Origin of the sequence: Lentimicrobium sp. L6, assembly GCF_013166655.1 — a bacterium.
Taxonomy (GTDB): Bacteria; Bacteroidota; Bacteroidia; order Bacteroidales; family UBA12170; genus UBA12170.
In genome coordinates, this window is record NZ_JABKCA010000015.1 from 15,453 (window position 1) to 42,168 (window position 26,716).

Consider the following 26,716-nt stretch of genomic DNA (forward strand, 5'->3'; position numbering starts at 1 on the left):
TGTAAAAAAAAACAAAAATAAGAAACTATGAGAACAAAATGGTTAATCCTTTTTGTTATATCACTAAGTTTAGTGTTAACTTCTTGTTATAAGCAACAAGAAACGGCTACCTTAGAGGAATATGACATTACTTTTACTAATTACGATACGGAATTTGATTTTAATAGCTACAGCACTTTCTTTGTTCGAGATTCAGTGATGCTATACTCTGATTATCTTGAAGATGAAGAGATTGAAGAATTCTATACAAATGGCACATCTGATGAAATTAGAGAGGTTATTATTAATAAATTTAAATCATTGGGTTATACTGAGGCTGCTGATTTGGAGTCTTCGGACTTTTTAATTAATCCTTCTATTTTAATGAATACACAAACCACTGTAACTTATTACCCATATTATTGGTGGGGATACCCAGGTTATTGGGGATGGTATGGTGGATACTGGAAGAATACTAATGTAGATAAGGGCACTGATTATTACCCTTATTATGGTTGGTATCCAAGTTGGGGAGCTAGCTATTATAGTTATAATACCGGATCTATGGTTATGGATATGGCTGATGGTGAATCTGTAATGGATTATCGTACTTGGTTAGAAAATGCTGGTCCTAATCCAGATCCTAATGATGCTCCTGCTGTTGTATTCCGTTGGACTGCCAAAATAGATGGAATCTTAAGTAACGATGCAAGTTATAATGGCTCCAGAGCTGTAAGAGGATTCAATGAAGCTTTTGAACAATCACCATATTTACAGAAATAACCTAAAAAAACAGAAAATGATGAAAAGATTATTTATAGTCGCAATACTATTTGCTTTTTTAGGTCTTTCTAATCAAGCAAGTGCTCAAAAACCTGATGCAACAGGATTTATTAAAACTTATGCTCAACCTGGTGGAATGTTGACTTTCGATTGGATTATCGGTGTTCCAGTAGGCCAAATGAGTGATAAGTTCATTAGTAAAACATCTACTAGAGGTTTTGCTATGGAATATAGATATTTATTTAACGACCCTATTTCTGTGGGTGGTGGATTTAGCTGGCAAGGATTCTCTGAAAAATTTGACCGTTCCACATATGAAATGGAAGGTGCCGCGATTACTTCGACTCGATTTAATTATCTATATACCTTCCCTCTTTATGTGAATTTCCATTATTATCCATTGAAAAACAATTATATATATCCCTTTATTGGTGTTAATGCTGGAATGTTTAACATCGAGAAGCAAGATCAGATTGGTCAGTACTATGTAGAAGATAAAAGCTGGCAGTTTGGTTTCCAACCTGAAATTGGAGCTTTATTCCAATTAAACCCAGGTTCTGGATTTGGATTTATTGTTAAAGGAAAGTATACACATATTCTTTATAATAAAGGAGAATATAATAGTTTGTCTCATTTTGATATTCATATTGGTGCAACATTTGTATTTTAATGAAGAGTAGAGAATGATAAAAAAGCGAAAACCAATAGTTTTCGCTTTTTTTTTGGCAAAGAAATTGCTTGATGTCATTGGTTTTAAATATATAGTGAATAAAGAAATAGGTGAGATATTTTGATGTCACTAGTTTTGTTAAATTTGTGTTTTATGAAGATGATCCTGAAGAAATATATGCTCCTGATAAATATTTCACTGCTATTGCTAGTGACTGTCGCTTATGTTATTTTAGGGAATAATAAGTCTGAATCTATTACCAATGTTGCTCAGCAAATTCAAAGTCAAGTTCAGTCGGATCAGGTTCTTTTAGATGGGATTTTATTAGAATTACAAGAGGTATTAATCCTCAATGGAAAAGAAGCATTTGAGATTAAGGCTTTATCCTATCAGGCTAAATATAAAAATAGATTTGCTTTTGCTTTATATGAGGATCAGCAGCTAGAATTATGGACTGAAAACCATATTGTGTTTTCTGAAAGCTTTAATGAAATTGATAAACCAGGGCTTCAGCATTTGGGCTCTTACCAAGTTGTGCTTCGCTATAAACAAGTTCAGCAATTTTCGATTGTTGGAGTTCAGATCATAAAAATCCAATACCCTTGGGAAAATGAATATTTAATGAGCCATCTGGCTAGCTATTTTAGTATTTCAAAGAAATTGATTGTAAGTGATACCAAGGGCTTTCTTGTGGAGGGAAATAAAGGAGAAGAACTTTTTTATATTGATTCTGCTGAGAATAACTCTTTAGGAAAATTGAAATTGCTCCCCTTCTTCTTGTTTATCTTCTCATTTTACTTTTTGGCTCAGATTCTGCAAAAGCTATTAAAGAAATTATCTAAAGAGAAAGAATTAATAGCATTAAGTATTTTTAGTTTAGTCATTTTTACTTGGTATGGAATCCATTTATTCTTTGGGGTGCCAGAGTTTATATTTCAGAGTGAATTGTTTTCTCCTGGCCTTTATGCTCATTTCTGGATTTATAATACTATTGGAAACTTATTCTTTATTAGCTTGATGTTAATGGTAGTAGTGATTTATTATTTTAATCACGTAAAAACTCGCCAACTCAATGTCTTGTTCATCCATATTTACCTTGTTTTTATTTTCCTCCTCTATTATATCTTGGTCATTTTAATCAGGAGTTTGATTTTCGATTCCCAAATTGGTCTAGATTTGTTTCAGCTAGCCTCATTAAATATATATAGCTATTTAGTAATATTGATTATCTTTATTCTGCAGTTTTCTTTATTTTTTGCTGTTTATCGTTGGTTGGGACATTTCATCAATTGCAAAAAAGTAGAATATCATATATGGATCTTTCTTTTAGGAATAGGCGTTTTACCTCTTGTCACCTCAAGCGATTTTTTAATCTCTTTTTGGTTGATACATCTTTCTATTAGTGCCATTATTATTTTGACCTTTTATTGGCAAAGAAGAAACACAGGTAACAGAAAGCTTGGTGAAGTTTTGTTTTTTCTGGTATTTTTTACTTTCCTAACCACTTTTTATCTCAATTACTTAAACGATCAGAAGGAAGGTCTTATCAGAGAAACATCAGCATTAACCTTAGATTTAGAAAATGATCCTTTTTTAGAAGAACAGTTTATTTCTTCTATTGAGAAAATTCAAAATGATGAGTTTCTTATTGAACTCACAAAGGGACAGCAGATTATTGATAATGATGACAGTCTCCTCAACTTTATTTCGGAAAAGTACTTTGAATCTTTTATGCAGTTATATCATATCAACCTGATACACTGCGATGAGGAAAGTATGATTATGATTATGCCTGATAATTTCGAAACATCATGTTATCAGTATTTTAGTGAAAGGATAAAAAATAGCAAATCAATTATTCGAGAGGATACTTTGTATTTGATTCAAAGTTCATTTCAGTACAGGAATTATATTGGAAGAGTTCCTTATCAGTTAGATTCGGTTCATAAATCTTGTATTTTTATTGAATTTGTATCTAAAGTAAAACCTAAAGAAATGGGACTTCCTGCGATATTAGAGAAATCCCATATTTATCAATCAACTTTATTAAGAAATTATTCCTACGCAGTATATGGTGATGGAGATTTAACTGATGTTTATGGTAAGTTTGATTATAAGCAAAAGCTGGAAGATTATAGATTGACTTCTTATCATGATACTTATTTCGATAAAAATAATTATCAGCATTATATTTATTCCAAGAACAAAGAAAATGTATTGATCATTAGCTTAGAAAAACCAGGCTGGTTGCAGCGGTTAGCTTCTTTCGCATTTATTTTCTTGTTCTATAGCTTATTCACTTTCTTGCTTTACTTTCTGTTTAATACTGCTTCATTACAAAATTCGGTAAGTAGTTTCCAAGGTAGACTTCAATATTCCATGATCATACTCCTCTTATTTTCGTTTATTCTAATAGGAGTTTCTAGTTTATATTATATCATATATCTGAATCAGGCAAAAAATGCTGATAGTTTGATGGAAAAAGCCCATTCCGTTTTAATAGAATTAGAGCATAAATTGAGTGGTATGGAGGAGTTCACATCTGCAGATCATCAGTATGTAGAAAGTTTGTTGATGAAATTCGCAGAAGTATTTTTTACCGATATCACCTTGTATAACAAGAAAGGCGAGTTGTTAGCAAGCAGTAGACCAGAAATGTTTAGTGCCGCATTATTATCGAATAGGATGGAAGCCAATGCTTATTATGAATTGAAATTTCTTAAGAACTCTTTCTTCATTCAGGAAGAAAAAATTGGCTCTCAAAACTATTTATCGGCTTACCTTCCATTTAGGAATCAAGACAATCATTCTGTTGCCTATCTGAATCTGCCATACTTTGCCAAGCAGTACGAATTGGAAGAGGAGGTCTCTGGATTCATCGTAGCTTTCTTAAATATCTATTTATTCCTATTGTTTATTACTGTAGTGATAACCCTTGTGGTCTCTCGATATTTGAGTAAACCTTTGCAAATGATTAAAGAAAAAATGGGGAAGCTAGATTTGCAAGATACTAATGAGAAGATTGAGTGGAATAAGGATGACGAGATTGGTGAGTTAGTTAAAGAGTATAATAGAATGGTGGAAGAATTGAGTTTAAGTGCTCAGAAATTAGCCATTACCCAAAGGGAATCGGCTTGGCGTGAAATGGCTCAGCAAATTGCTCATGAGATTAAAAATCCACTCACACCCATGAAACTCAATGTGCAGTATTTAGAAAGGGCTTGGGACGATCAGGTGGAGGATTTTGAAGTGAGGATGAAGAGGATTACCAAAGGATTACAAGAGCAAATTGACGTGCTAAGTGAGATTGCTGGACAGTTTAGTACCTTTGCAGCAATTGATAAAATCCAAGCTCAACAATTAGATATCAAGAGCATTATTATAGACGTGGAAAGCATTTTTAAGGGCAATGATCATGTGGCCTTCTCCCATGAATTTATGGAGGAAGATATATTAGTTTCGGCCGATAAAAATCAATTGATTAGAGTATTTAATAATCTGTATAAAAATGCGGTTCAAGCCATAGGACAAAACTCATCGGGCGCTATTCATACTAAATTAACAAGGGTGAGTGAAAGCCTAGAGATTCGAATTAGTGATGATGGCTGTGGCATTGCTGATAGCGAACTTACTCATATTTTTGAACCACGATTTACCACAAAAACTAGTGGAATGGGACTAGGCTTGGCATTGGTAAAAAAGATGATAGAGAATATCGGAGGAACTATTCGAGTGGAAACCATCCTCAAAAAAGGGACTAGTTTTATTATTAAAATTCCTATTGTTTAAAAGAATAGTAAAATATGAGGACTAAAATATTAAAAACGGAGAAAGATTATAATGACGCCTGTGAGCGTATTTATATACTTATTCACAGCAATGAAAATGCAATTGAACCAGCAAGTAGCGAAGGCGAGGAGATAGAATTATTGTCTCTACTTATTGAAAAATATGAGCAAGAGCATTTTTCAATTCAAGCTCCAAGTCCTATTGAAGCCATTAGATTTAGAATGGATCAGATGAATTTAAAGCAAGCAGACCTTGCACCTTTGTTTGGTGGGAAAACACGAATTTCGGAAGTTCTAAATGGAAAAAGACCATTAACTTTGAAAATGATAACATTATTAAACAGATATCTGGGAATTCCCTTAGAATCATTGGTTAATGGTAATAAAGATATAAAACTAGATCCTGAAAAGAGAGAGAAAATATTGAGTATAGATTCCATCAAAGATTATTTTACAAAAAGTGGTAGAGTGGCAGTCTTATAAGTTTTTAGGATTGTCAAAGGCTAGTCCTGATAATATTCCTCTTTAAAATTCACCAAGTATAGTTTTTTAGTAGCACGAGTAATGGCAGTATAGAGCCAACGACCAAACTCCACATCCATTTTATCATCGGGAAGCCAAGGTTGCTCCAAAAATACCACATCCCATTGCCCGCCTTGGGTTTTATGACAGGTTAAAGCATTGGCAAATTTTACCTGTAAGGCATTAAAATGGCGGTTGTTTTTTACCGCATCTACTCTGGCTTTCTTGCTACTTAAATCGTAATAATCTTTCATCACCTCCTGAAATAGCCTATTGTTTTCTTCATAGGTTAAGGAAGGACTCTCAGAAGTTAAGGTATCCAATAGTATCAAAACATCAAAGCTAGGTTCATCAGGGTAATCAATCATTTGCACTTCTACTTCAGCAAATTCAAAGCCATATAAATCAGAATATCTTTTCAATTGTACTATTTCTACTATATCTCCATTTGCTATAAAACCCGCTTGTGATTTTTCCTCTAACCAATAGTAATTATTTCTCACCACCATTAATAAATCGCCACCTTCAATGCGGTTCTCTTTATAAAGAATTCTGTTCCTAACTTCGCGATTATATATATTGGCTCTTTTATTACTTCGAGTAATAATCACCACATTTTCTTCTCCAAATTCAGAAAAAGCATCTGACAATTCATCAGCTAATTCCATACCTCCAATTCTATAAACATCTTTAAAATCACTAATGGAAAAAATGGGGTTCTCTATACTTCCTTCACCGATGAGATTACGGATGTGAGTAGCATTATATAAAATTCCAGATTCAGCAGCTTGTCTAACCACCTCTTTAAGTTCATATTTAAAAATATCGAAAGGATAATAACTTTTTAAGCCTTCAGGACTCAAAGCAGGACTTATTTCTAATCCCACTGGAGGAAGCTGAGCCAGATCGCCAATCAGCATTAACTGACAATGGTCACCTGAATAAACATAGGTGATCAGGTCGGCGAGTAAATCTTGATGGGAAAAATGAGCATCCGAAGTAGAGCCAGAAATCATGGAAGCTTCATCAACAATAAACAGGGTGTTCACATGGAGATTTTCTTTCAATCGACTTTCCATATACCCACTTTTATCCATACTGGTGAAATATATTTTCTTATGTATGGTGAGGGCTTTTTTATGGGCATAGGCCGAAAGGACCTTGGCAGCTCTTCCTGTAGGAGCCAAAAGTACTGTTCGCTTTCTGATACCAGGTAGAGTAGAAACAATGGATTGCACAAAACTGGTTTTTCCGGTTCCTGCATAGCCTTTCAAGAGGAATACTTTTTCTATAGAATCGTATGCTAGAAACTTTACAAATTCCTCAAATAGCAATTCCTGATCAGTAGTTGGCTGATGCGGAAATTTTTCCTTTAATATTTTTAAAACTGGTTCAGGGTTCATAAAATGAATTAGGTGATGCTTTTTTAAAGACATCGCAATTTAGAGAATATAAGTTGAAATAATGAAGAAAATTAAGCTGAACAAAAGACAATAGGATTTATTTATTAACAATTCCTCAAAATTGGGATTAAAAGCTTTAAACCCATAATAAAATCAAGATGTGAAAAGAGTTACTATGTTCTAGTATTTGCTTTTTTTCGTATCTTGTGGTCATAGAAATAGAAAGCATATGCAAGTACAAATTAAGAGGGAAAAACCAAAGGATATTGAAGAGGTTAATTTGTTGTTTAATTTGGCTTTTCAAAAGGAAGATGTTAACGCCTTGATTAAAGATTTTAGAAAAACGAATCACTTTATTCCAGAGTTATCTCGTGTAGCACGAATAAATGACCAAATTATTGGTATTATTATGTATGCAAAAGCCGAGATAGTTAAAGGTAGAAAGAATGTCCCTAGTATTATTATGGCCACCATTGCAGTATTACCTTCCTACCAAGGTTTAGGAATTGGACAGGAACTGATAGCTAATTCTTTTCAAAAAGCTCGTGATTTAGGTTATGTTTCAGTATTGGTTGTTGGTCAAGAGGAATATTTCCCACGCTTCGGCTTTAAACCAGCATCTGAGTTTGATATTACCACAAGCCTAGAAGTTTCTGAAGAAGAATTTTTAGCCATAGAATTAGTTCCTGATGGATTAAAAAATGCCTCGGGTAAACTTAAAAATCAAGAGCTTTTACCTGAATTAGTAAAATATAGTATTTAGATACTACTTTTCTTCTTTAGCTTTCAAATATTTGTAAGTTTCTAACTGTGATTGATGGAGTATTCCATCTTGTGGAATTAGGTATTTATTAATATCCCTACCCTGTAAATTCCTTGCTTTCATATTGTCTTGGAGCTGAATGTCGATTAAATCTTGGATTTCTTTTTGATGTTCTGGAGAGTGTATAGGGCAAACTACTTCCACACGGTGGTCAAGGTTTCTAGACATTAAATCAGCAGATGAGATATAATACTTTCTGTCTCCTCCATTAGCGAAAATAAAAATCCTACTGTGCTCTAGGTATCTATCTACAACACCAATGGCTTCAATATTTTCATGAGTAAAGTTCTCTCTCAAAACACAGATCCCTCTGATGATCAGCTTGAATTTCACTCCCGCATCTGCAGCTTTGTAAATCTTTTTGATGATACCCATATCTACAAGGTTATTAATCTTGATGATACAAAATGCTTCTTTACCTTCTAAGGCATTATGGGTCTCAATTTCAATTCGCTTATAGATAAAATCTCTGATTTTGAAAGGTGCGACTTTTAAGGCTTTAAAAGTGGGGCGATTGAACTTGGTTTCAAATAATTGAAAAACATTATTTACATCTTTACAAATATCGTGATTGCTGGTCATTAAACTGGTGTCGCTATATACTCTGGCTGTGGCTTCATGGAAATTCCCAGTACTCACATTGCTATAATACACGTTTGCCCCTGCTTCTTTTCTACGAATGAGGATTAGCTTGCAGTGAACTTTAAACCCTGGTATAGTGGGGATGATTTTTACACCTTCCTCTTGTAAGCGCTCTGCCCAATAAATATTATCCTCTTCATCAAACCTAGCTTGGAGTTCCATGAAAACGGTAACAGCTTTTCCGTTTCTAGCCGCATTTATCAATCCTTTCATAAGAGAGCTATTTCTAGAAACTCGATAGAAAGTCATTTTAATGGCTCTTACATTTGGATCAACGGCAGCTTCCCATATTAAACTAATGGTACTTTTAAAGGAATGATATGGATAATGAAGTAAAATATCTTTTCTTCGAAGAATATCAAATTTGCTTTTGTTTGCTGGCAATTCAGGATGAATAAAAGGCTGAATAGGTTTGTAAAAAAGTTCTGGATCTAAAGAAGGAAAGTCCATAAAGTCTTTTAGATTATGATATCTTCCACCAGCTCTCAGGTTATCATTGCTTTTAATTCCAAAGGTATTTAAAACTACCTTTAGGAGCTTTGGAGAGATGGACCTATCGTATACAAAACGAATAGGAGGTGCTTTCTTTCTTTTCTTCACACTATCACTCATGAGTTCTAAAAAACTTTTTAAAACGTCATTATCAATATCCAGCTCAGCTTCTCGAGTTAGCTTAACCATATGAGCTACAAAAATATCATAACCTAAAATAGAAAATATAGCATGGAGATTAAACCTCACCACATCATCTAAAAACATGATGTATTTCTTGTCGCCAACAGTAGGGAGTTTCACAAAACGAGAGAGAATGTTGGTTGGCATTTCAATAAGAGCATATCTATCTTTGAGGATTTTTTTGGAATCTTTCATCTCAATAGCTAAATAGACTGTTTTGTCTTTGAAATTTTTGTATTTCTGATTGTCGCCTAACATTAGAGGAAATACATGTTTTCTTACTTCTTCGTCAAAATATTGACTAATATATTCTTTCTGTGATTCGTTGATCTCATTTTCATCTATCAAGAAAACATTATTCTCTCTTGCTTCTGCAATAAGTGAATGATAGGTTTCATTATAAATCTCTTCTTGATGTGCTACTTTCTGCTGAAGTTCTAAAAAGGTATTGGTCAGGCTTTTCTTTACAGCATCAGTCACCTTTTTGTGAATCCTCATTCTGTTAATGGTAGCAACCCGAACTCTAAAAAATTCATCTTTATTATTGGAAAATATACCAAGATATTTAAAACGTTCTAATATGGGGTTCTTTTTATCAATGGCTTCTTGTAGCACACGGTAATTAAAATCAAGCCAACTTAATTCCCTATTGATATATTTTATTTCATTTTCCATTACTACTGAATTGATTTTGATTCTTTGCGTTTAAATATTTTTTCAAACATTTTTTTATAAGTATCAGCATCAAACAATGGTGCATCGGAAGTAGCTTTTAGGGTAAGGAAAATCCCAATCGGTAAAAATATAGCAGAGGCCATCCAAACCCCAATCCAAAGGTTCATAGAACCTGCTTTTACTGCTCTTTCCCCTGTCATGGTTAGAATATGATAGGCAATAAAGAATAGGGTAGACATGACCACCGGTAATCCCAATCCACCTTTTCTGATGATGGCTCCCAATGGGGCACCTACAAAAAACAAGATGAGGCATGCAATTGAAAGTGTAAATTTTTTGTGATAGGCAATATCGTGTTTTCTAATAGTATTCTCTCTATTTGTATTTTCATCATTCATGCCTACCACGCTTTCCTTTATATTTCGAGTTCTATTCAAAGCGCTTTCGATTATCTTGTTCCTATCGAGTACATGTAAATCAAAAAGGATACTGGTGTATTCAGAAACCATTAAGGTGTCTGAATACAACTGCTTATTAAGTTTGAGTGAGTCTACTCTATGGTAGTTTTTGTATTTTCTGATGAGGTTTTGACCAAAATCAGTATTTCTTCTCTTTAATAAAATATTTAGGGAGTCTTTTGATTTGGTCAACTGACTTAAATCCATCATATGATAACTGTGTTTGAACAGGTTTTCATCAGTTCTACTGAGTCCATTATCGATGGTGAATCGTATTCTTTCTTCAGAAAACTGAGTGGTTTGGAATGGTCTAGTAACTCTATAGTTTTTTTGATCTGTTTTCTCTTCATAGTTATACCCATTGAAAAGGGTAAATTCAATAGCATCGCCACTAAGGCTTTGTTTCATAGTCCCCGATTCCGCTACACTCACCTTGGTATTCCCATTTCTTCCAGAATGGTCGTAAATCATTACATCGTAAATAGTTTCCCCATCTTCGGCTCTCCCACCAATCCGTAAGGTGTAATCTCCTAAATCTTTATTGAAAATACCTTCTTTTATCTTGAAGGCTAGTTTTTTCTGCTGAACGTCGTATAGGAGGCTTCTGAATTTTAAATTAGCCACTGGTAATACATTATTAGAAAAAAGAAAAGCCAAGCCACTAATAAATATAGATAGAATGATTAATGGTTTCATGATTCTTTTCAATGAAATGCCTGATGCTTTTAGGGCTACCAGTTCATAATGTTCACCCAGATTGCCAAAGGTCATCAAGGAGCTTAATAAGATAGCAAGTGGCAGAGCCATAGGAACAAAAGTGGAGGAGGCATAGAAAAGCAATCGAAGAAGGACGTGCCATTCCAATCCTTTACCCACTAAATCATCCACGTATAACCAAAGAAATTGCATCAATAAAATAAACAATGCAATAAAAAAGGTTAATATCAATGGCCCTAGATAGGAGCGAATTATAAAAAGGTCTACTTTTTTCAAAGAATTCTATTTTTTAGCAAAGATAAGATATTAGCAATTTTGAAGACTTAAAAAATGCTAATTTTAGAGGATTCCTTTTTATCAGGAATTCAGGTGTTAATATCAGTTGTGAATAAGCTTAAATACTTGCGTTTGCTCATCTGCTATTTTAACGAAAATAACTCCTTTATTTGTATTTTCAAGATCAATGTGTATATAATTTAGTCCATCATTTAGTGTGATAGACTCCTCCCGTAGTATATTCCCGTTAGAGTTGTAAATTAACATTTTAGCTTCTTTCATTTTTCCGCTATAGTAGTATTCCAATATACTATAATCTATGGCGGGATTAGGGAAAATAATAGATTCCTGTTCTATTGATTCTGACTTCAAATGGCTTCGCCCTTTTCCGTTTACAATCACCATTTGTGATCTTGCCTTAACTCCGGTGATATCCGCGTTAACAAGGTAATGTCCACTTGAAACATGATCGAAATAATAATCACCATTAGAATCTGTAGATTTGTAATCGATGAGTTCTTCTTGAGTATTATAAAGATAGACCATAGGATTTCCCTCTATGTTTTCAGTGTTGAGAATATCAAAAATAGAACCAGAAATTTCTGCTGTGCCTGATTTATTATCTTTTTTCTCAACCATACTTAGGTCTTCTCGGAATTTATCCTGTGCTAGATTAATAATTTCTGCTTCGTCCCATTGAGTTGTATTTCCAACATAGGTAGGTGCGTATTGCCTGCTATGATTAGAATTTTCAGTAAAATGGGTTTTAATGATATAATAGGATTTCAATTTTGCAGCAAACCAAAAATATCCAAAATCCACAAAATAATTGGTATCAATAGGGATGATGTTATTCTTATCCATTCTGTACAAATAGGCGATTCCTGTATCTCCAGTTGGGTAGGGGTTATTCATTAACGAATCACCAAAAAACACTTGTCCGCCTAAATTATAATATTCTGAAGTAGTTAGTCCTTGACAGGTTATTTTTTGTATGGTAGATGTATCATTGAAATAATATTTTGCTGTTAAACAAACTTGATAATCAGTGTCTTGGTATGTGTAGCTATGTGTTGTATCTTCCACATTTGTTAATACACCTTCGCCAAAATCCCATAATAAGTAATCATAACTTCCTTCAATTTCACTTGCAAAATGGAAGGTGTTTGGAATGTGGTAATTACTATCGAGCTTAAAAGTAAAACTGATTTCCAATGGGACTTCTATGTTTACTTCTTTACTGATTTCATCTTGCGTAAATTCATTTGAAATACTTAAGGTCACAATAAAGTTCCCTGCTTCTGGAAAATAGTGAAAAGGATTACTTGCATTACTAGTGCTGCCATCTCCAAAGTTCCACAAGTAATCAGTAGGGTTTCCTGTTGATAAGTCTTTAAATTGAATAACACTAGGTTTCCCTATGGTTATAGATTCTTCAAAGGAGAAATTAGCGACACATAAGGTATCTCTTTGTGCAATCGTTATTTGGCTTATGATAGCCAAGAATCCGATAAGTATAAGTCTGAAGGCTTTTTCTATCTTTTTCATAGGGCTATCTATTAAATTTGTATTTAATCCCTATTTGCAATCCAAATGCAAATGGGCCATTATTGGAGTTTCCTTTTATTTCGTAAGGGCTTTTAACATAATAGTTGAGCCTTGGTTCTGCATAAATCCACCAATTTGGTAAAATACTAAAGTTATTTTCCAAACCTATTCCCACTTGTAGATAGGTGTCGTTATGCTTTATTGTAATATTCTCTAATTGATAATATCCTGCTAGGGCACTGGACATATTATTGCTTTCGGTATAATTTGACCATCCCAAATTAGCAGATACTTTTGCCATTAATTCATACTTTGGCTTTCGATAAAGTCGATAAGAGAAGTCTATTGGGATAAATATCCATCTTCTTTTTTGGTCTGGGCCTTGAACTTCAGATTGATTATCAATGGAGTCGAAAAGGCTTCTTATAGTATAGTGAATGATAATAGAGTCTGAGGAATTTGGTGCTTGTTCGTAATAATCAATATCATAAAAGAATCCAACGCTATCGTAAGTGGAATAATGAGCCATAAACCGGCTTGGAGTTTTTTCTGTTTTTACTCCAATACCAATACTCATAGACCATTTTTTATACTCTATACCAGCCTTAACTCCAAGTTGGTGATTGTTTACATACATCTCTTCGGAAGAAATAGGCCATTCTGGAGTATAATTTGCTCCCACAAACCAAGTCAGATTTGTTGGCTCTTCATCAGCTAAATCCTTTATTTCATCATCAGTAATGACTGGAGCAATTATTTTTTGATGTTTAGAGGATGTTTCACTATTTAGTTCTTCCTTATTTGCTGGAGCTGGCTCAGACTTAGTGTTTTCTTCTTTTGTATTTTGAGTAGCCGTTTTTTCTTGAGCTACCGGAGTAGTTGTTAAGCCATATTCTGTAGTTGAATTTGAATTTTCATCAGAAATATTATCTATGGATTCAGCTTTGTTTTCATCAATATCATCTGTACTATTAGACTCGTTTTCTTTAGGTTCTATATTTGAAACTGGAGCAGAAATGTCAGTTACAGGATTGGGTTCGATTTCCTTGTTTTGTACTTTACTCTTTTTTCTAATAATAGAAGCTTTAGTAATGTCTTGTTCTTTATCTATTTCATCAATGGGTTCCAATTCTGTAATAATCTCAGTTTCTGCACTAGAATTCACCTCGTCTTCAGTGAGTTGGTAAGTTTCCTTCTGGTCAGCTTTTACTTCTTCGGTATTAGATGCAATGATGACTTCAGTAGTCTTAGGCGTTTCAGAGGGAGAATCTTCTTGGTTCATTTGGTAGATGGTAAATCCTGCGAATGCGGTTACGGCAGCTACACCTGTGTATAGCCAAGACTTTCCGATATTCGAAAAGTTTAATCTGATGAGTTCTAATAGGATCAATTTTTTGGAAACTCCTTTCCAAACATTTTTAGAGGGAGCCATCTCTAGATTACCTAGAGAGTCTCTCAAAAAATTGTCCATATTTTGTTTTTCTTTTGCCATTAATCAGTGGGGCCTATTTGGCGGTTAAAAAATTCCTTCTTAAGTTTCTTTCTTGCTTTCAATAATTGCGTTTTCGATGTGTTCACAGAAATATTTAACTCTTCAGCTATCTCTTTATGTGAGAATCCATCAAAAACATATAAGTTCAAAACCATCCTATATCCTTCAGGAAGTTCTTGAACAGATTTTAATACCATTTCGGGTGAAACATGAGGCAAATATTCACTTTGCTCTTCTTCACCATCAACAATTTGTATATCATCAATGTCCTGACTATAATAATGCTTCAGGTTTTTATGATAAGAGTTGATAGCTGTATTTATCATAATGCGTTTCATCCACGGTTCTAACGAACTCGATTTTTCTAATGATTTAATCTTATTAAATATTTTAATAAAACCCTCTTGCAGAATATCTTCTGCTTCGTCTCTGGATTTACTATATCTCATGCACAGCCCTAATAGACTAGAAGCGTACTTTTTATAAAGCACAGCTTGTGCCTTACGCTTGCCTATTTTGCAGTCGTGTATGAGGTCATCCAAAGCTTTCATTCAATCAAATTCGTTTGTAAGACAGCATATATGAAATGTGGTTGCCTATTGTTTTAATGAAGGATAAAATTACATATTTAATAAATACTAGTAGATATATAATCTACAGAAATCTAATTATTTATATGTTTTATTTATAATGTAAAAGGGCAGCTTTAATTTTTAAAGCTACCCTTGGTATGTGTTTGAATTTCAGGTTAGAAAGTCTGATCGATTTCTGCAGTAAGCTTTTTTGAAATTCTTAAGTAGTCTTTTAAAAAACCAGGATCACTAAAGCGGTTCTTAAATTTGGGCATCATTTCTTCCATTTGGGCTGGAAGATGAACTAGAGCATCATTATCTTTAAATTCTCTTCCCAATTCTTTCTCAGCATTAATCTCTTTGATATAGGATTCCACCCATTCATTAAAGTCCTTAAGCAATTCTTTATTTGATAAATGATCCCAATTTTCTTCGTTTAAACTATTGGAAAATAATGGTTTGCTTGCACCAAGTACTGGGATAGCAGCAGCGGTAACTACCGTTTTTTTAAGAAAGTTTCTTCTAGAGTTGCTCATGATTTTATTTTAGGTCAAAATTAGGATTGTTCCACTTAAGAAAAAAACAGTTAGACCTAAAAAGTGTGAATCAAATGTTAAGAAAATAATTAGTGGCTAATCACTAATTTTTGAGTACTGGCAAGTGATCCATCAATCAGAATCTCTAGGATATAATATCCATTTTGCCAATCTCCAACTGTTAAGGTATTTGAATAATCGCTAGAAGTCAGTTTAGCCGATTCTTCAAAAACAACCCTACCACTAAGGTCTGATATTCTAGTTTGAATATTTTTGTTTCCACTGGTATTGAATTGAATATTGATAAGACTAGAAGCAGGATTTGGGAAAAATCTAAAAGATTCTTCGCTAATCAATGCTTCATTAATGGAACTACTGATATAGCCATCTTCTATACTGATTTCTATTTCCTGGTGCACCGCATGCTCAGGACTAATTATTATTTCAATTGGGTTGGTAGTCATACCAATAATTTGAGGAAATAGTACATAGGTACCATATTCTAGATTTTCAAAATTAAATTGTCCAAATTCATTTGTTGGGTAATGAACTACTGATTCCATGTTTTCATCAAAAATGATAACATCAACATCAGCTACAAATGGTTTCCCACTAATTTGGAATATAGTACCACTTATTTTCCCGGGTCCATTGGGAGAACCTTCAGATTGTTGAACAACCATATCAATATCATATTCCCAGGATGTTTCGGTAAGATGAATAACTTCTGCTTCTTGCCAAAATGCATTATTTGGATAGTAGGTAGATGAAAATGCGCTAAAATTTGGATCTTCAGGAAGTAATCTTGCTAAAACAAGGTAGTCGCCAGCAGGTTTTCTATAAAAATAATAATAACCTAAGGTATCTATATTGGCATCATCAAGTCTTTCATTTGTTAAGGCATTATATAAAACAGCTTGACCTATTTTGATCGGGAAATCTTTGGTAAACACATGTCCACCAAAGCTATACCTTTCTTTAGCTTGTTCAGCTTTTTGTGCCATGATATCTTCCGAAAAAGAAATCAAGCTCAGTAAAAAACCAATGACAAGTATATATTTTTTCATTTTATTCCTTTATTTTAAAACGTATTTAAAACCAATTTTCACTCCCAAACCATAAGGGTTTCCGCTGTTGTTACTCTCTACCAATGACTTGATATAATATCTAGCATTGGGTTCTAAACCGAATCTGAAATTTTCAGTAATGTGATAATTAATGCCCACATTAATTTGTGCTTGTAAATTCCAATCGGTTCTTTGATGGTAAAGAGGAGTAGTTTTAATAATGGTATTCAATTCTCCTTCAATGCTTGGAGTTGGAATATCTTGATAAATTAAGATACTTGCATTCAAGCCCGTTTTGGCATAGAAACTAAATTTCTTTCCAAGAGGAGTATAGTAACCAATATTAATCGGTATGTTTAAATAAGCGTAAGTATTTTTATTTTCTGTTATTGTTGCCTTGTCGAGGGTATCGTATATATTGACCAATTTTGTGTAATATGTAGGAACTGGAGTTCCGCCTGAAGTATCAAAGGTCACATTATAAACATCTTGATAGGAGCCTTTAAAAACTGCTTCTTGATAATCTACATGATAGATTCCATCATCTTTACTTAATGATGCACCAAGTCCTGTTTCTAAGAATAATTTACCAATATGATATTTAGCAGATAGATCTAAACCATAAGATTGGATATTATTGTTGTTATCTGGAATAGTCACCCATTCAGGAGAAAATTCTAAACCTAATTCCCAATATTTCTCCTGACGGTGTCCTTGAGTCATATCATCAAGAGCGTCCTCGTCGAAGAAGTCATAGCCAGCTTTTGTTGGCTCTGTATTAGAGATCTCTTTATTAATATTTGTTTCAATAGGAGTATTGTTACTGATTGCTTTACCTTCTTTAGATACTATTTCTTCAGCAACTTCAACTTGTTCTTCTGTTTCTACTTCTATATGCACTTCTACAATAATAAAATTTTCTTGTAATTGGCTTTTGATTTCTTGATTAGACTCCTCTATGAGTTGTTCTTCTTTTTCTTCTGTTTTATCTATTTCACTGTTCGATTTTTCTTCAATAGGTAGTTCCTTTTCTATTTCAGAAATGATTTCCTCTTCTGTAAGATCTAAGTCCTTCTCAAAAGAAGGGGAGGCCATATTAATAGGCTTTGTTGTAGAATTAGATTCGTTATAAGGAGTTGTAGGAGCTACTGGAGTAGATTCGTCTATCGAATTAAACTCGTCGTCTCCTAAATAGAAATATCCAGCTGTACTCAGAAGTAGACCCAATAAAGAAGCAGCAGCCCACCATCTCCATTGAGATGATTTGCCGGCAGCGCCGCTCAATGCTTCCGCTTGAACGCCAGTCCAGATATGTGCAGGTGGTGCCACTTCATGATTCTGAAGCTTATCCCTGAAAATCTGGTCAAATTCCTTATGTGTATTATCTTCCATTATTTTTTTACTACTCTTTTTTGCAAATATGCTCTGGCTCTCGCCAATTGCGATTTACTTGTGTTTTCTGATATATTTAGCATGTCGCCAATTTCTCGATGGGTATATCCTTCAATAACATTGAGGTTGAATACCGTTCTATATCCATCGGGTAACTTGCTGATAATCCCTAAAAGCTCATTTTCTGACATCTGATCAATGACAGAAACGGTATCGCTTTTTTCAAAAATCATTACAGTATCTAAATCATTATAATTTCTATGCTTTAGATTTTTTTTGTAATAATTGATAGCGGTGTTGACAATGGTTCTTCTAATCCATCCTTCGAGGCTTCCTTCGTTTCTATAGGATGCTAAATTTGAGAAGACTTTTACAAATCCTTCTTGAAGGATATCATTGGCTTCATCTACATCTTTAGCAAACCTTAAAGATACAGAATACATTTTCGATGCGTATTGATCGTAAAATGCTTTTTGAGCTCTAGGATTTCCTTGAATAACCTTTTTTATAAGTTTATCTTGTTGCATATAGATTGTAAATGCCCGTATTGTTTTCGTGCGGTAAATTTAGAAATATATTTCACTAACGAAAAGCAGAACTGAAAATCTATGCAGAATAAATATAAATATGTCAAATTATCATGCTAAATAATTCAAAGAACGATATGCGATTAAATCAAAAGAGAATAATGGTCTGTGATGCAAAATATATAGACAAAAATGTGTCCAAAATAGTTGCATAGGTTCATTATAATTTTTGATTAAAAATCGCTTTGTTTTAATTTAAAGGAATAGATCCTCTTGATGTTGACTAAGAGACCATTATATGATCAATAAGGTTGCGTGGAAGATGGAAAAAAACACTAATTTAGAAGGTCACATATTTAACGTGCTTCGGAAAGGGTTAAGTTGCATTAAATCAAGGTTTAGTAGTTTTTTTAAGGCTTTGTCTTTCTAGCTGAAAGATTAAAACCAACAATACCAAAGTTATCGGTATGTTGTGAATGAAGAATGATTTTGATTTTTAATAATCCGTCGCTTTTTATTTTAAGGTCTTGCTTAAATGTCACAGGAAGTTCAAAACCATTATCTGCCTTTTTTCCCAAGGCTTGATATTCAAAATCAAGAATTCTTATGGTTTTGTCTTCCAATCTTTTTCCACCTTCAGGCAGGTATAGGTAAAACCCAAGTTCCATTTTCCTATTTTTATAGTTGGAATCAGTGATAATAGTTCCATCGAAACTATAGTTTTGACCAGCATCTACTTCAATTTCATAATTAAATTCATCAAATTTAAACCAGTTGTTGTCTTCGAATCTCTGTTGGGTTTCAAAAACAGTAGAATTAGTACAAGAGTAGGCTATAATAGATAATAAAAATATGAAGATTGTGTTTTTCATTGTAATTATAATATTAAAATGCAAAGATAAAAAAAGACGGATTGGTGGGGCCAATCCGTCAATGAACAAAGCAGATAAATATTTTATTGTATACTTATCTTGCTTGAATAATATTTACTTGAAGTCTTTAGTTTTAAGACATAGCTTCCAGTAGAATAGTTGCTTAGGTCAACAAAATTATTTTTTAGGGATGTTGAGGATTCAAAAACCAAATCCCCCTTCATGTTAAAAAGTTGTAATTGCTTTATTGTGCTTTCGTTGTCAGGAAGAACAATGTTAATCTTGCCGTTTGAAGGATTTGGATAAACAGTGAAGCTTTCCGTGTTTTCCAATTCATTTTGTCCTACTGATAATAAATCATATGTACAAGTATATAGACCTCTACCATGTGAGGCGGCGATTACTTTTTTATCACTTTCTCTTATTCTTAGCATATCAACTCTTACGTTGGCCATCCCCTGAATAGCAGGAGACCAGCTTGGGTTATTTGCACTTAAATCAGAGGCTTGCCATACGCCTAGCTCAGTTGCGAGAAGTGCTTGTTTACTTGAGTTTGGATGGTATAGCGCCCATCTGATTGGCATATCTGGTAGGTTTCCTTCAATTTCTTGCCAGTTATTACCTCCATTATAGGTTTGCCAAACCGAACTCACTCCATAGTTACTGAATGTTACTAATAAGGTATCTTCCGAACCTCCGATAGCAATACAGCTAATGGCTCCCGTTGGGAAGTCTGAGCTTCCTATTTCAGTTGTATTTGCTATAGCTTGTGCATTACTAATTTTAAACAAATGCCCCGCATTGGAGCCCATAAATATGGTAGAACTTCCTAGCTCAGCATAAGGAGAATTTGTAACTGCAGTAAACCATGTGTTTATATTTGTACCTGCATCTATTAATTGTTCTGTTGGGTTGTTGGGCAGGTTTTTCACTCTAAACATTTTGTTTGCATCTTGTCCAAAAAAACCAACTCCATTTGCAAATAGAATATTGTTTTCGGAATCAAGATCCGCAGGACAAAGAAATGTTCCAGTACTATTATTTCCAACCCAAGCCACTTGATTATCTCCATTAAACACGGTGTATCTATTATAATAATAGGATGCTAATGAGATGTTTGGCTCATTTTTATCATAGAAGCAATAAGCACCATCTCCTCCAACAATCATATCGAATATAGTTAAGTCATTGCCTGTATATTTTAATGTTCCATTATCTTGAAGACCACCTAAATATTGATCTTCTCCAGTACTAGGATGAATGTCGCAGGTGTAAAATTGTAAACTTGAATAATGATTATTTCTTTCTTGAAAAACTGGGTTGGAAGCGCTTGCATTATTTGTATAAAAGACGCCGCCATCTGTTCCAAAAATAACTTCATCAGAAGAACCAGGTTTGAATTTTATCACATGTTGGTCAGCGTGAATATAATAATCCCCACCACCACTATACATAGCTGCCCAATCGCTTACATGAAAGTAAGTAGAGCCTTCGTTCAATGAATGATATTGGTCTAGGCCTCCAATATAGAAATGGTTTACTTCCACTGGATCAACAGCTATAGAGAAAGCATGCCAGCTTAAGCTAGCCCATGTTGGATCGTTATTTGGAATGTTTAACTCTTCCCAATCTTCACCACTATTATAAGATTTTAATACGAAATTCCCATGATAATAACCAAATCCGTTTTCGTATCCAGCTCCGATTATTGCATATACTTCAGAGTTATCTGATGCGGATGTTCCAAGCATCACTCTACCAGGTAAGCTATATTCACCAATTCCATCTTCAATAATTTCCTGGTAATCATCATTCTCTACCCAGGAACCACTAGTTCCCAAATCAGAGTATAGAATAACGGCGCCACCTTCTCCATCAATATTTCTCATGGTTCCTATATAAATTCTTCCATCAGGACCAATTTCAATATCTGCAGGTGTATATGGAATCTCATTTGAAATATATGGTAGCACTTGTTCCCATGAGTCTCCACCATTATCGGAGCGATATAATCCATCAGAAGGAAGTGAAACATGATCGGCTCCCATATATTGGCCCGAAGCCACACCGGCATAAATAACTGATATACCTTCTTCATCTCTTACTTCTATATCGGTGATGTAGGCAAAGTTTTGACTAGACTCAATAATGCTCCAAGTACTACCTCCGTCTTCTGATTTCCAAATACCAACACCTCTACCAGAGGATTCTCTATAGGTGATTATGGCAGTTTGCGCTTCACCAGTTCCTGCATAGAAGGTTTGAGTTTCGTTAGGATCGTAGGTCAAACAACTGATAGATAAGGAAGCCATAAAATCATCAACAGGATGCCATTCAGAATTATAATCTGTGATGTCTTCGTTATACCAAATACCACCAGTAACGGAGCCTGCCCAAACTCTGTTGCCAGTATTACTGTTAGGATCCCACATTAATGCTCTGGTTCTTCCACCCATATTGCTATTAATATTCTCCCATTCTAATTCTTGAGAATTCTTGAAACTTGAAGCTTCTAAGATTGCTTTAGTCTCCTTATTAGCTTTTACAAGTCTTTCTTGTGGTACTCGTTTTTCTACAGGATCCATTACCTGATAATATTCTTGTAGGGCTGCCATATCAGGTTGCCCAAGTGCCTTTTCATCAGTGGACTCCTCAGGTAAGCTTTTTTGAAAAGCCATGAGTTCTTTATTGATGGAATTAGCGTATGTGTCACGCGGATTTTTATTCTCGAATATAAAGACAATTGCAATTAGCACAATAATTGCGATAAATGGGAGTAAATAGTTTTTCATGATTATGATTTTTATTTAAGGACAAAGCTATTTATATTATGGTTGTTTTACAACTCATAGTTTTTAGATATAAAATAAGAAGCCCCAACTAAATAAGTAGCTGGGGCTGTAATTATATTTTGAGATGGCTTATGCCAAAAAGCTCAATAGGATACCAGCGGCTACGGCAGAACCAATAACACCACTTACATTGGGGGCCATGGCATGCATAAGAAGGTGGTTGGTCGGATCGTATTTTAAACCTTCGTGTTGTACTACACGAGCACTATCTGGAACAGCACTAACACCAGCTGCACCTACTAGAGGGTTGATTTTTTCTCCATCTTTCAAGAATATATTCATGAATTTTGCAAAAAGGATTCCTCCTGCGGTTGCAATGATAAATGAAGCAGCTCCTAGTCCGAAAATCATTAAAGAAGTTCCTTTTAAGAATACAGTAGCTTGAGTAGAAGCTCCTACAGTGATACCCAAAAGAATAGTTACGATATCGATCATTGGATTTCGAGCAGTATCAGCTAATCGTTTAGTTCTTCCACTTTCTTTTAGCAAGTTACCAAAGAATAGCATACCTAATAATGGTAATGAACTTGGAGAAATAAAACCTGTTAGCAATAGTCCAATAATAGGGAACATAATTTTCTCTAATTTAGGAACAACTCTAGGAGGTTTCATTCTAATAACACGCTCTTTATCATTCGTTAATAAACGCATGATTGGAGGTTGGATTACAGGTACTAGGGCCATGTATGAATAAGCAGCAATGGCAATAGGGCCAATTAAGTTTAATACAGTCTCTCCGTTATATAAGTTAATACCATTTGCTAATTTAGACGAAAGAAAAATCGCGGTAGGGCCATCTGCTCCACCAATAATTCCAATAGCACCAGCTTCTGGTGGATTAAATCCTAAAGCAATAGCTCCAAGGAAAGTAAGGAAGATACCAATTTGAGCAGCAGCTCCTAAAAGCATCAATTTGGGATTAGAGATTAATGAAGAGAAATCTGTCATGGCTCCAATTCCTAAGAAAATTAGAGGAGGGTATATACCAAGTGTTACACCATAATATAGATAATTCATAACACTACCTTCCTCATAAATACCTAATTTTAAACCTGCTCCTTCCATAAAGGGGATGTTGCCTATTATGATACCAATTCCTATAGGAATTAAAAGCAAGGGTTCGTAATCGTATTTAATGGCTAGGAAGATAAAGAATAATCCGACGAAAAGCATCACAAGGTGACCTGTTGTAACATTATTAAAGCCAGAGTATTCGTAAAACTTCATTACTCCGCCCATTCCAGACATTCCTGTTACGCTTTCTTCATCGTGTCCCATATCGGAAGTGACTCCGGTACTTTTCTCTACTTGAGAAGTTTGCTCAACATCAGTTGCTTTTTCATACAGTTTGAAGCTGCTTGAAACCAATGCTATAATGGCAATTGCTCCTATTATTGTTAATAGTTTTCTTATCGCCATTTTTATTTCATTTCAAGTAAAACATGATCTTGAAGAACGGCCTCACCCACTTGAACTTTAATAGAGGTGATGACTCCATCTTTTTCTGCTAATACTGTGTTTTCCATTTTCATGGCTTCGTACATCAGTAAAGTATCACCTTTTTTAACTTGGGCTTTTTCTTTTACTAAAATACTCATGATATTACCAGGAAGAGGGCATTTAACCTTAATTATTGCACCATCTCCTTTTTTCTTAATTGTTTTGTGAGTTGGTACAGCCTGTCTTACCATGGTTGGTGTTTTGGACTGACTCACTTCGCGGTCAAGTTCTACTTGGTAGGAAGTACCATTTACTTCAATATCGAAAAGATTACCTTCGGTACTTTTTATATCTACTTCGTATTCGTTGCCTCGTATTTTGAATTTATATGATTTCATTGTTCAATTTTTAAAATCTTGAATTTAAACCTCCCTGAATGGTGTATATCTTAGAACTCCATGGAGAATATCGTTTTGACAATTTTTTAGCTGTGATTTTACCACTTTCAATATCATGCTTTTCGTTCATGCAAAGATATATAGCCATACTAATAGCCGCATTTACTTCTCCTGAATGACCAATTGTACTTTCTTCTGCATCTTTTTTACCAGCTCTTCTCATTCTAGAACGTGTATACATATCTAATAATTTGGGTATTAGTAAGTATACTAGGAATAAGAAAATAAGTGCAGAAAGAACAATTAGATATCCAATTAAAGTAACTGTGATTCCGAAGTCCATGGTGCTATTAAGCAATATTAAATTTAGATGTTCCATTTTCTTTTCTTTACAAAGGAATGTTTCCGTGTTTCTTTGGAGGATTCATATCCTTCTTGTTTGTTAATGTTCTGAAAGCTCTAACAATTCTAAATCTAGTATTTCTAGGCTCAATGACATCGTCAATATAGCCATATCTTGCTGCATTATAGGGATTAGCGAATTGTTCTTTGTATTCGTCCTCTTTTATAACGGCATATTTAGTAGCTTCTTCAGGAGTCATAGTCGACATTTTTCTGCCTTCTAATACTTCGATAGCACCTTTGGCGCCCATTACAGCGATTTCTGCAGTTGGCCACGCGTAATTAACGTCTCCTCTTAATTGTTTAGAGCTCATTACATCATGTGCACCACCGTAGGATTTACGGATTGTAATTGTTACTTTTGGAACTGTAGCTTCACCATAAGCAAACATTAACTTAGCACCATGAGTAATAATTCCGTTATGCTCTTGTTTGCTACCAGGTAAGAAACCAGGAACATCAACCAATGTTAAGATAGGAATATTGAAAGCATCGCAGAAACGTACAAAGCGAGCAGCTTTTCTACTGGCGTTGATATCTAGTACACCAGCTAAATAATTAGGTTGATTGGCAACAACTGCAGTTGGATTGCCATTTAATTTAATAAAACCTGTGATGATGTTTTTAGCAAAATGTCTTTGGAACTCAAAGAATTCATTATTATCTGCTAAACTCCAAATGATGTCCTTCATTTCATAAGGCTGATTTGGGTTTTCTGGAATGATTTCATTTAATACATCATCAATACGATCAAGAGGGTCGTTACAAGTAGTTTGAATGGGGTCTTCCATATTATTGTTAGGAAGATATTCCATCAGTTTTCTAATTAACATTAAACCTTCTTCTTCATTTTCTGCTTTGTAGTGAGCAACACCTGATTTGGAAGTATGAACATCTGCACCACCAAGGTCTTCGGTAGTGATATCTTCTCCAGTTACTGTTTTTGTTACTTTAGGGCCAGTAACAAACATATAACTAGATTCTTCACTCATGATGACAACATCAGTAAGAGCTGGAGAATATACGGCTCCACCAGCACAAGGACCAAAAATTGCAGAGATTTGAGGAATAACTCCTGAAGCCATAATGTTTCTTTGGAAGATCTCAGCATAACCAGCTAAACTATTTACACCTTCTTGAATACGTGCTCCTCCGCTATCATTGATGCCGATAACAGGTGCTCCTACTTTCATAGCCATGTCCATTACTTTACAAATTTTCTCAGCGAAAGTTTCTGATAAAGAACCTCCAAATACCGTGAAGTCTTGAGAGTAAACGTAAACAATGCGACCATCTATTGTTCCATGACCTGTCACTACACCATCTCCTAAGAAATGCTGCTTATCCATGCCAAAGTTAGTACATCTGTGAGTTACAAACATATCAAACTCTTCGAAACTGCCCTCGTCGAGTAAGATGTCAATTCGCTCACGGGCTGTGAATTTCCCTTTGGCGTGCTGGGAGGCTATTCTTTTTTCTCCTCCGCCAAGGGCTGCTTCTTCCCGTTTTTTGATGAGCAAGTCTATTTTATCTTGTATTGCCATTATATATAATTATTACAAATGAATGTTATTATTTTTTACCACAAAACTCTGTAAGAACCCCACCTGTTGATTTAGGATGGAGGAATCCGATTCTTAAACCTTCAGCACCGCCACGAGGTTCTTTATCAATCAAACGTACGCCTTTTGCTTCGGCATCATTTAAGGCAGTAGTTACATCATCCATTGCAAAAGCTATATGGTGAACGCCAGGGCCTTTTTTATCTAGAAATTTAGCAACTGGGCTATCATCAGCAGTAGCTTCTAATAATTCGAGTTTTGTTTGACCTACCATAAAAAAAGCTGTTTTTACTTTCTGGTCTGTAACTTCTTCAACAGCATAGCATTCTAATCCTAAAACTTCCTCGTAGTATTTAATGCTCTCTTCAAGGTTGCTAACTGCAATTCCTATGTGCTCTATGTGGGTTGGTTTCATATATTGAAATTTATTATTATTACTTGAAAATATTACTGCAAAAGTATTTGTTTAGCTGTTAACTAAAAAACAATAAAAGCAAAAAATATCACCGTATTTTTTGCTTAAACCTAAAGTTTTTGTAAATATGGAATCGCCTGATATAGAGAATTATACAAAATTAATTTGAACAAGTTTTAAATAAAATCAGTGCAGATTAGATTTTGTTAAACTAAATAGGGCATATTTAT

General features: G+C 34.4%; 22 protein-coding genes. 5 read left to right on the top strand and 17 right to left on the bottom strand.

Annotation, left to right across the window (positions count from 1 at the left end; all coding sequences use genetic code 11):
• Nucleotides 1–27 precede the first annotated feature (27 nt).
• The 4 genes from HNS38_RS05485 (at nucleotide 28) to HNS38_RS05500 (ending at nucleotide 5,703) form a co-directional block, all read left to right on the top strand.
• Nucleotides 28–762 carry a DUF4136 domain-containing protein gene (locus HNS38_RS05485; protein ID WP_172277394.1) on the top strand — a complete coding sequence of 245 codons (735 nt, stop codon included), beginning with the start codon at nucleotides 28–30 and terminating at the stop codon, nucleotides 760–762.
• Between the two features lie 16 nt (nucleotides 763–778).
• Entirely contained in the window at nucleotides 779–1,432 is a 654-nt protein-coding gene (locus HNS38_RS05490) for an outer membrane beta-barrel protein (protein WP_172277391.1), read from the top strand.
• Nucleotides 1,433–1,585: 153 nt separating this feature from the next.
• Nucleotides 1,586–5,221, top strand: a complete 3,636-nt coding sequence (locus HNS38_RS05495) for an ATP-binding protein (protein WP_172277388.1) — start codon at nucleotides 1,586–1,588, stop codon at nucleotides 5,219–5,221.
• A gap of 14 nt (nucleotides 5,222–5,235) precedes the next feature.
• Nucleotides 5,236–5,703: a type II toxin-antitoxin system HigA family antitoxin gene (locus tag HNS38_RS05500; protein WP_172277385.1), complete on the top strand. Its 468-nt coding sequence runs from the start codon at nucleotides 5,236–5,238 to the stop codon at nucleotides 5,701–5,703.
• Nucleotides 5,704–5,723: 20 nt separating this feature from the next.
• Here HNS38_RS05500 and HNS38_RS05505 read toward each other — a convergent pair whose 3' ends face one another.
• Nucleotides 5,724–7,145: an ATP-dependent RecD-like DNA helicase gene (locus HNS38_RS05505; protein ID WP_172346125.1), complete on the bottom strand. Its 1,422-nt coding sequence runs from the start codon at nucleotides 7,143–7,145 to the stop codon at nucleotides 5,724–5,726.
• 229 nt (nucleotides 7,146–7,374) lie between these two features.
• On the opposite strand from HNS38_RS05505, the gene HNS38_RS05510 reads away from it, so the two are divergent.
• Nucleotides 7,375–7,908: a GNAT family N-acetyltransferase gene (locus HNS38_RS05510; protein WP_172277379.1), complete on the top strand. Its 534-nt coding sequence runs from the start codon at nucleotides 7,375–7,377 to the stop codon at nucleotides 7,906–7,908.
• 3 nt (nucleotides 7,909–7,911) lie between these two features.
• Here the strand turns inward: HNS38_RS05510 and ppk1 are convergent, their stop codons facing one another.
• The 16 genes from ppk1 to mce form a co-directional block, all read right to left on the bottom strand.
• Nucleotides 7,912–9,960 carry a polyphosphate kinase 1 gene (gene ppk1 / locus HNS38_RS05515; RefSeq protein WP_172277376.1) on the bottom strand — a complete coding sequence of 683 codons (2,049 nt, stop codon included), beginning with the start codon at nucleotides 9,958–9,960 and terminating at the stop codon, nucleotides 7,912–7,914.
• A gap of 2 nt (nucleotides 9,961–9,962) precedes the next feature.
• Nucleotides 9,963–11,411, bottom strand: coding sequence for an LptF/LptG family permease (locus HNS38_RS05520; protein WP_172277373.1), 1,449 nt, complete (start codon nucleotides 11,409–11,411; stop codon nucleotides 9,963–9,965).
• A 102-nt stretch (nucleotides 11,412–11,513) separates the two neighbouring features.
• Nucleotides 11,514–12,959, bottom strand: a complete 1,446-nt coding sequence (locus HNS38_RS05525; RefSeq protein ID WP_172346126.1) for a PKD domain-containing protein — start codon at nucleotides 12,957–12,959, stop codon at nucleotides 11,514–11,516.
• A 4-nt stretch (nucleotides 12,960–12,963) separates the two neighbouring features.
• On the bottom strand, nucleotides 12,964–14,451 hold the full coding sequence (locus HNS38_RS05530; protein ID WP_172277367.1) for a hypothetical protein: 1,488 nt from the start codon (nucleotides 14,449–14,451) through the stop codon (nucleotides 12,964–12,966).
• Nucleotides 14,451–15,002, bottom strand: coding sequence for an RNA polymerase sigma factor (locus HNS38_RS05535; RefSeq protein WP_172277364.1), 552 nt, complete (start codon nucleotides 15,000–15,002; stop codon nucleotides 14,451–14,453). The genes HNS38_RS05530 and HNS38_RS05535 overlap by 1 nt, the downstream gene beginning before the upstream one ends.
• Nucleotides 15,003–15,199: 197 nt before the next feature.
• Nucleotides 15,200–15,559: a hypothetical protein gene (locus HNS38_RS05540; RefSeq protein WP_172277361.1), complete on the bottom strand. Its 360-nt coding sequence runs from the start codon at nucleotides 15,557–15,559 to the stop codon at nucleotides 15,200–15,202.
• An 89-nt stretch (nucleotides 15,560–15,648) separates the two neighbouring features.
• Nucleotides 15,649–16,626 (bottom strand): T9SS type A sorting domain-containing protein, encoded by a 978-nt coding sequence (locus tag HNS38_RS05545; RefSeq protein ID WP_172346128.1) that lies wholly within the window; start codon nucleotides 16,624–16,626, stop codon nucleotides 15,649–15,651.
• Nucleotides 16,627–16,635: 9 nt separating this feature from the next.
• Complete coding sequence (locus HNS38_RS05550) at nucleotides 16,636–18,018, bottom strand: hypothetical protein (protein WP_172346129.1); 1,383 nt, start codon at nucleotides 18,016–18,018, stop codon at nucleotides 16,636–16,638.
• Complete coding sequence (locus HNS38_RS05555; protein ID WP_172346130.1) at nucleotides 18,018–18,545, bottom strand: RNA polymerase sigma factor; 528 nt, start codon at nucleotides 18,543–18,545, stop codon at nucleotides 18,018–18,020. The genes HNS38_RS05550 and HNS38_RS05555 overlap by 1 nt, the downstream gene beginning before the upstream one ends.
• Before the next feature lie 410 nt (nucleotides 18,546–18,955).
• Complete coding sequence (locus HNS38_RS05560) at nucleotides 18,956–19,417, bottom strand: hypothetical protein (protein WP_172277349.1); 462 nt, start codon at nucleotides 19,415–19,417, stop codon at nucleotides 18,956–18,958.
• 83 nt (nucleotides 19,418–19,500) lie between these two features.
• Nucleotides 19,501–22,209 carry a T9SS type A sorting domain-containing protein gene (locus HNS38_RS05565; RefSeq protein WP_172277346.1) on the bottom strand — a complete coding sequence of 903 codons (2,709 nt, stop codon included), beginning with the start codon at nucleotides 22,207–22,209 and terminating at the stop codon, nucleotides 19,501–19,503.
• Nucleotides 22,210–22,338: 129 nt separating this feature from the next.
• Nucleotides 22,339–23,517, bottom strand: coding sequence for a sodium ion-translocating decarboxylase subunit beta (locus HNS38_RS05570; protein ID WP_216663646.1), 1,179 nt, complete (start codon nucleotides 23,515–23,517; stop codon nucleotides 22,339–22,341).
• A 173-nt stretch (nucleotides 23,518–23,690) separates the two neighbouring features.
• Nucleotides 23,691–24,107 carry a biotin/lipoyl-containing protein gene (locus HNS38_RS05575; protein ID WP_172277343.1) on the bottom strand — a complete coding sequence of 139 codons (417 nt, stop codon included), beginning with the start codon at nucleotides 24,105–24,107 and terminating at the stop codon, nucleotides 23,691–23,693.
• A gap of 10 nt (nucleotides 24,108–24,117) precedes the next feature.
• On the bottom strand, nucleotides 24,118–24,486 hold the full coding sequence (locus tag HNS38_RS05580) for an OadG family protein (RefSeq protein WP_172277340.1): 369 nt from the start codon (nucleotides 24,484–24,486) through the stop codon (nucleotides 24,118–24,120).
• Between the two features lie 10 nt (nucleotides 24,487–24,496).
• A complete protein-coding gene (locus HNS38_RS05585; protein WP_172277337.1) occupies nucleotides 24,497–26,053 on the bottom strand; it encodes an acyl-CoA carboxylase subunit beta in 1,557 nt (518 codons plus the stop codon).
• A 28-nt stretch (nucleotides 26,054–26,081) separates the two neighbouring features.
• Nucleotides 26,082–26,486: a methylmalonyl-CoA epimerase gene (mce, locus tag HNS38_RS05590; protein WP_172277334.1), complete on the bottom strand. Its 405-nt coding sequence runs from the start codon at nucleotides 26,484–26,486 to the stop codon at nucleotides 26,082–26,084.
• Nucleotides 26,487–26,716: the final 230 nt, after the last annotated feature.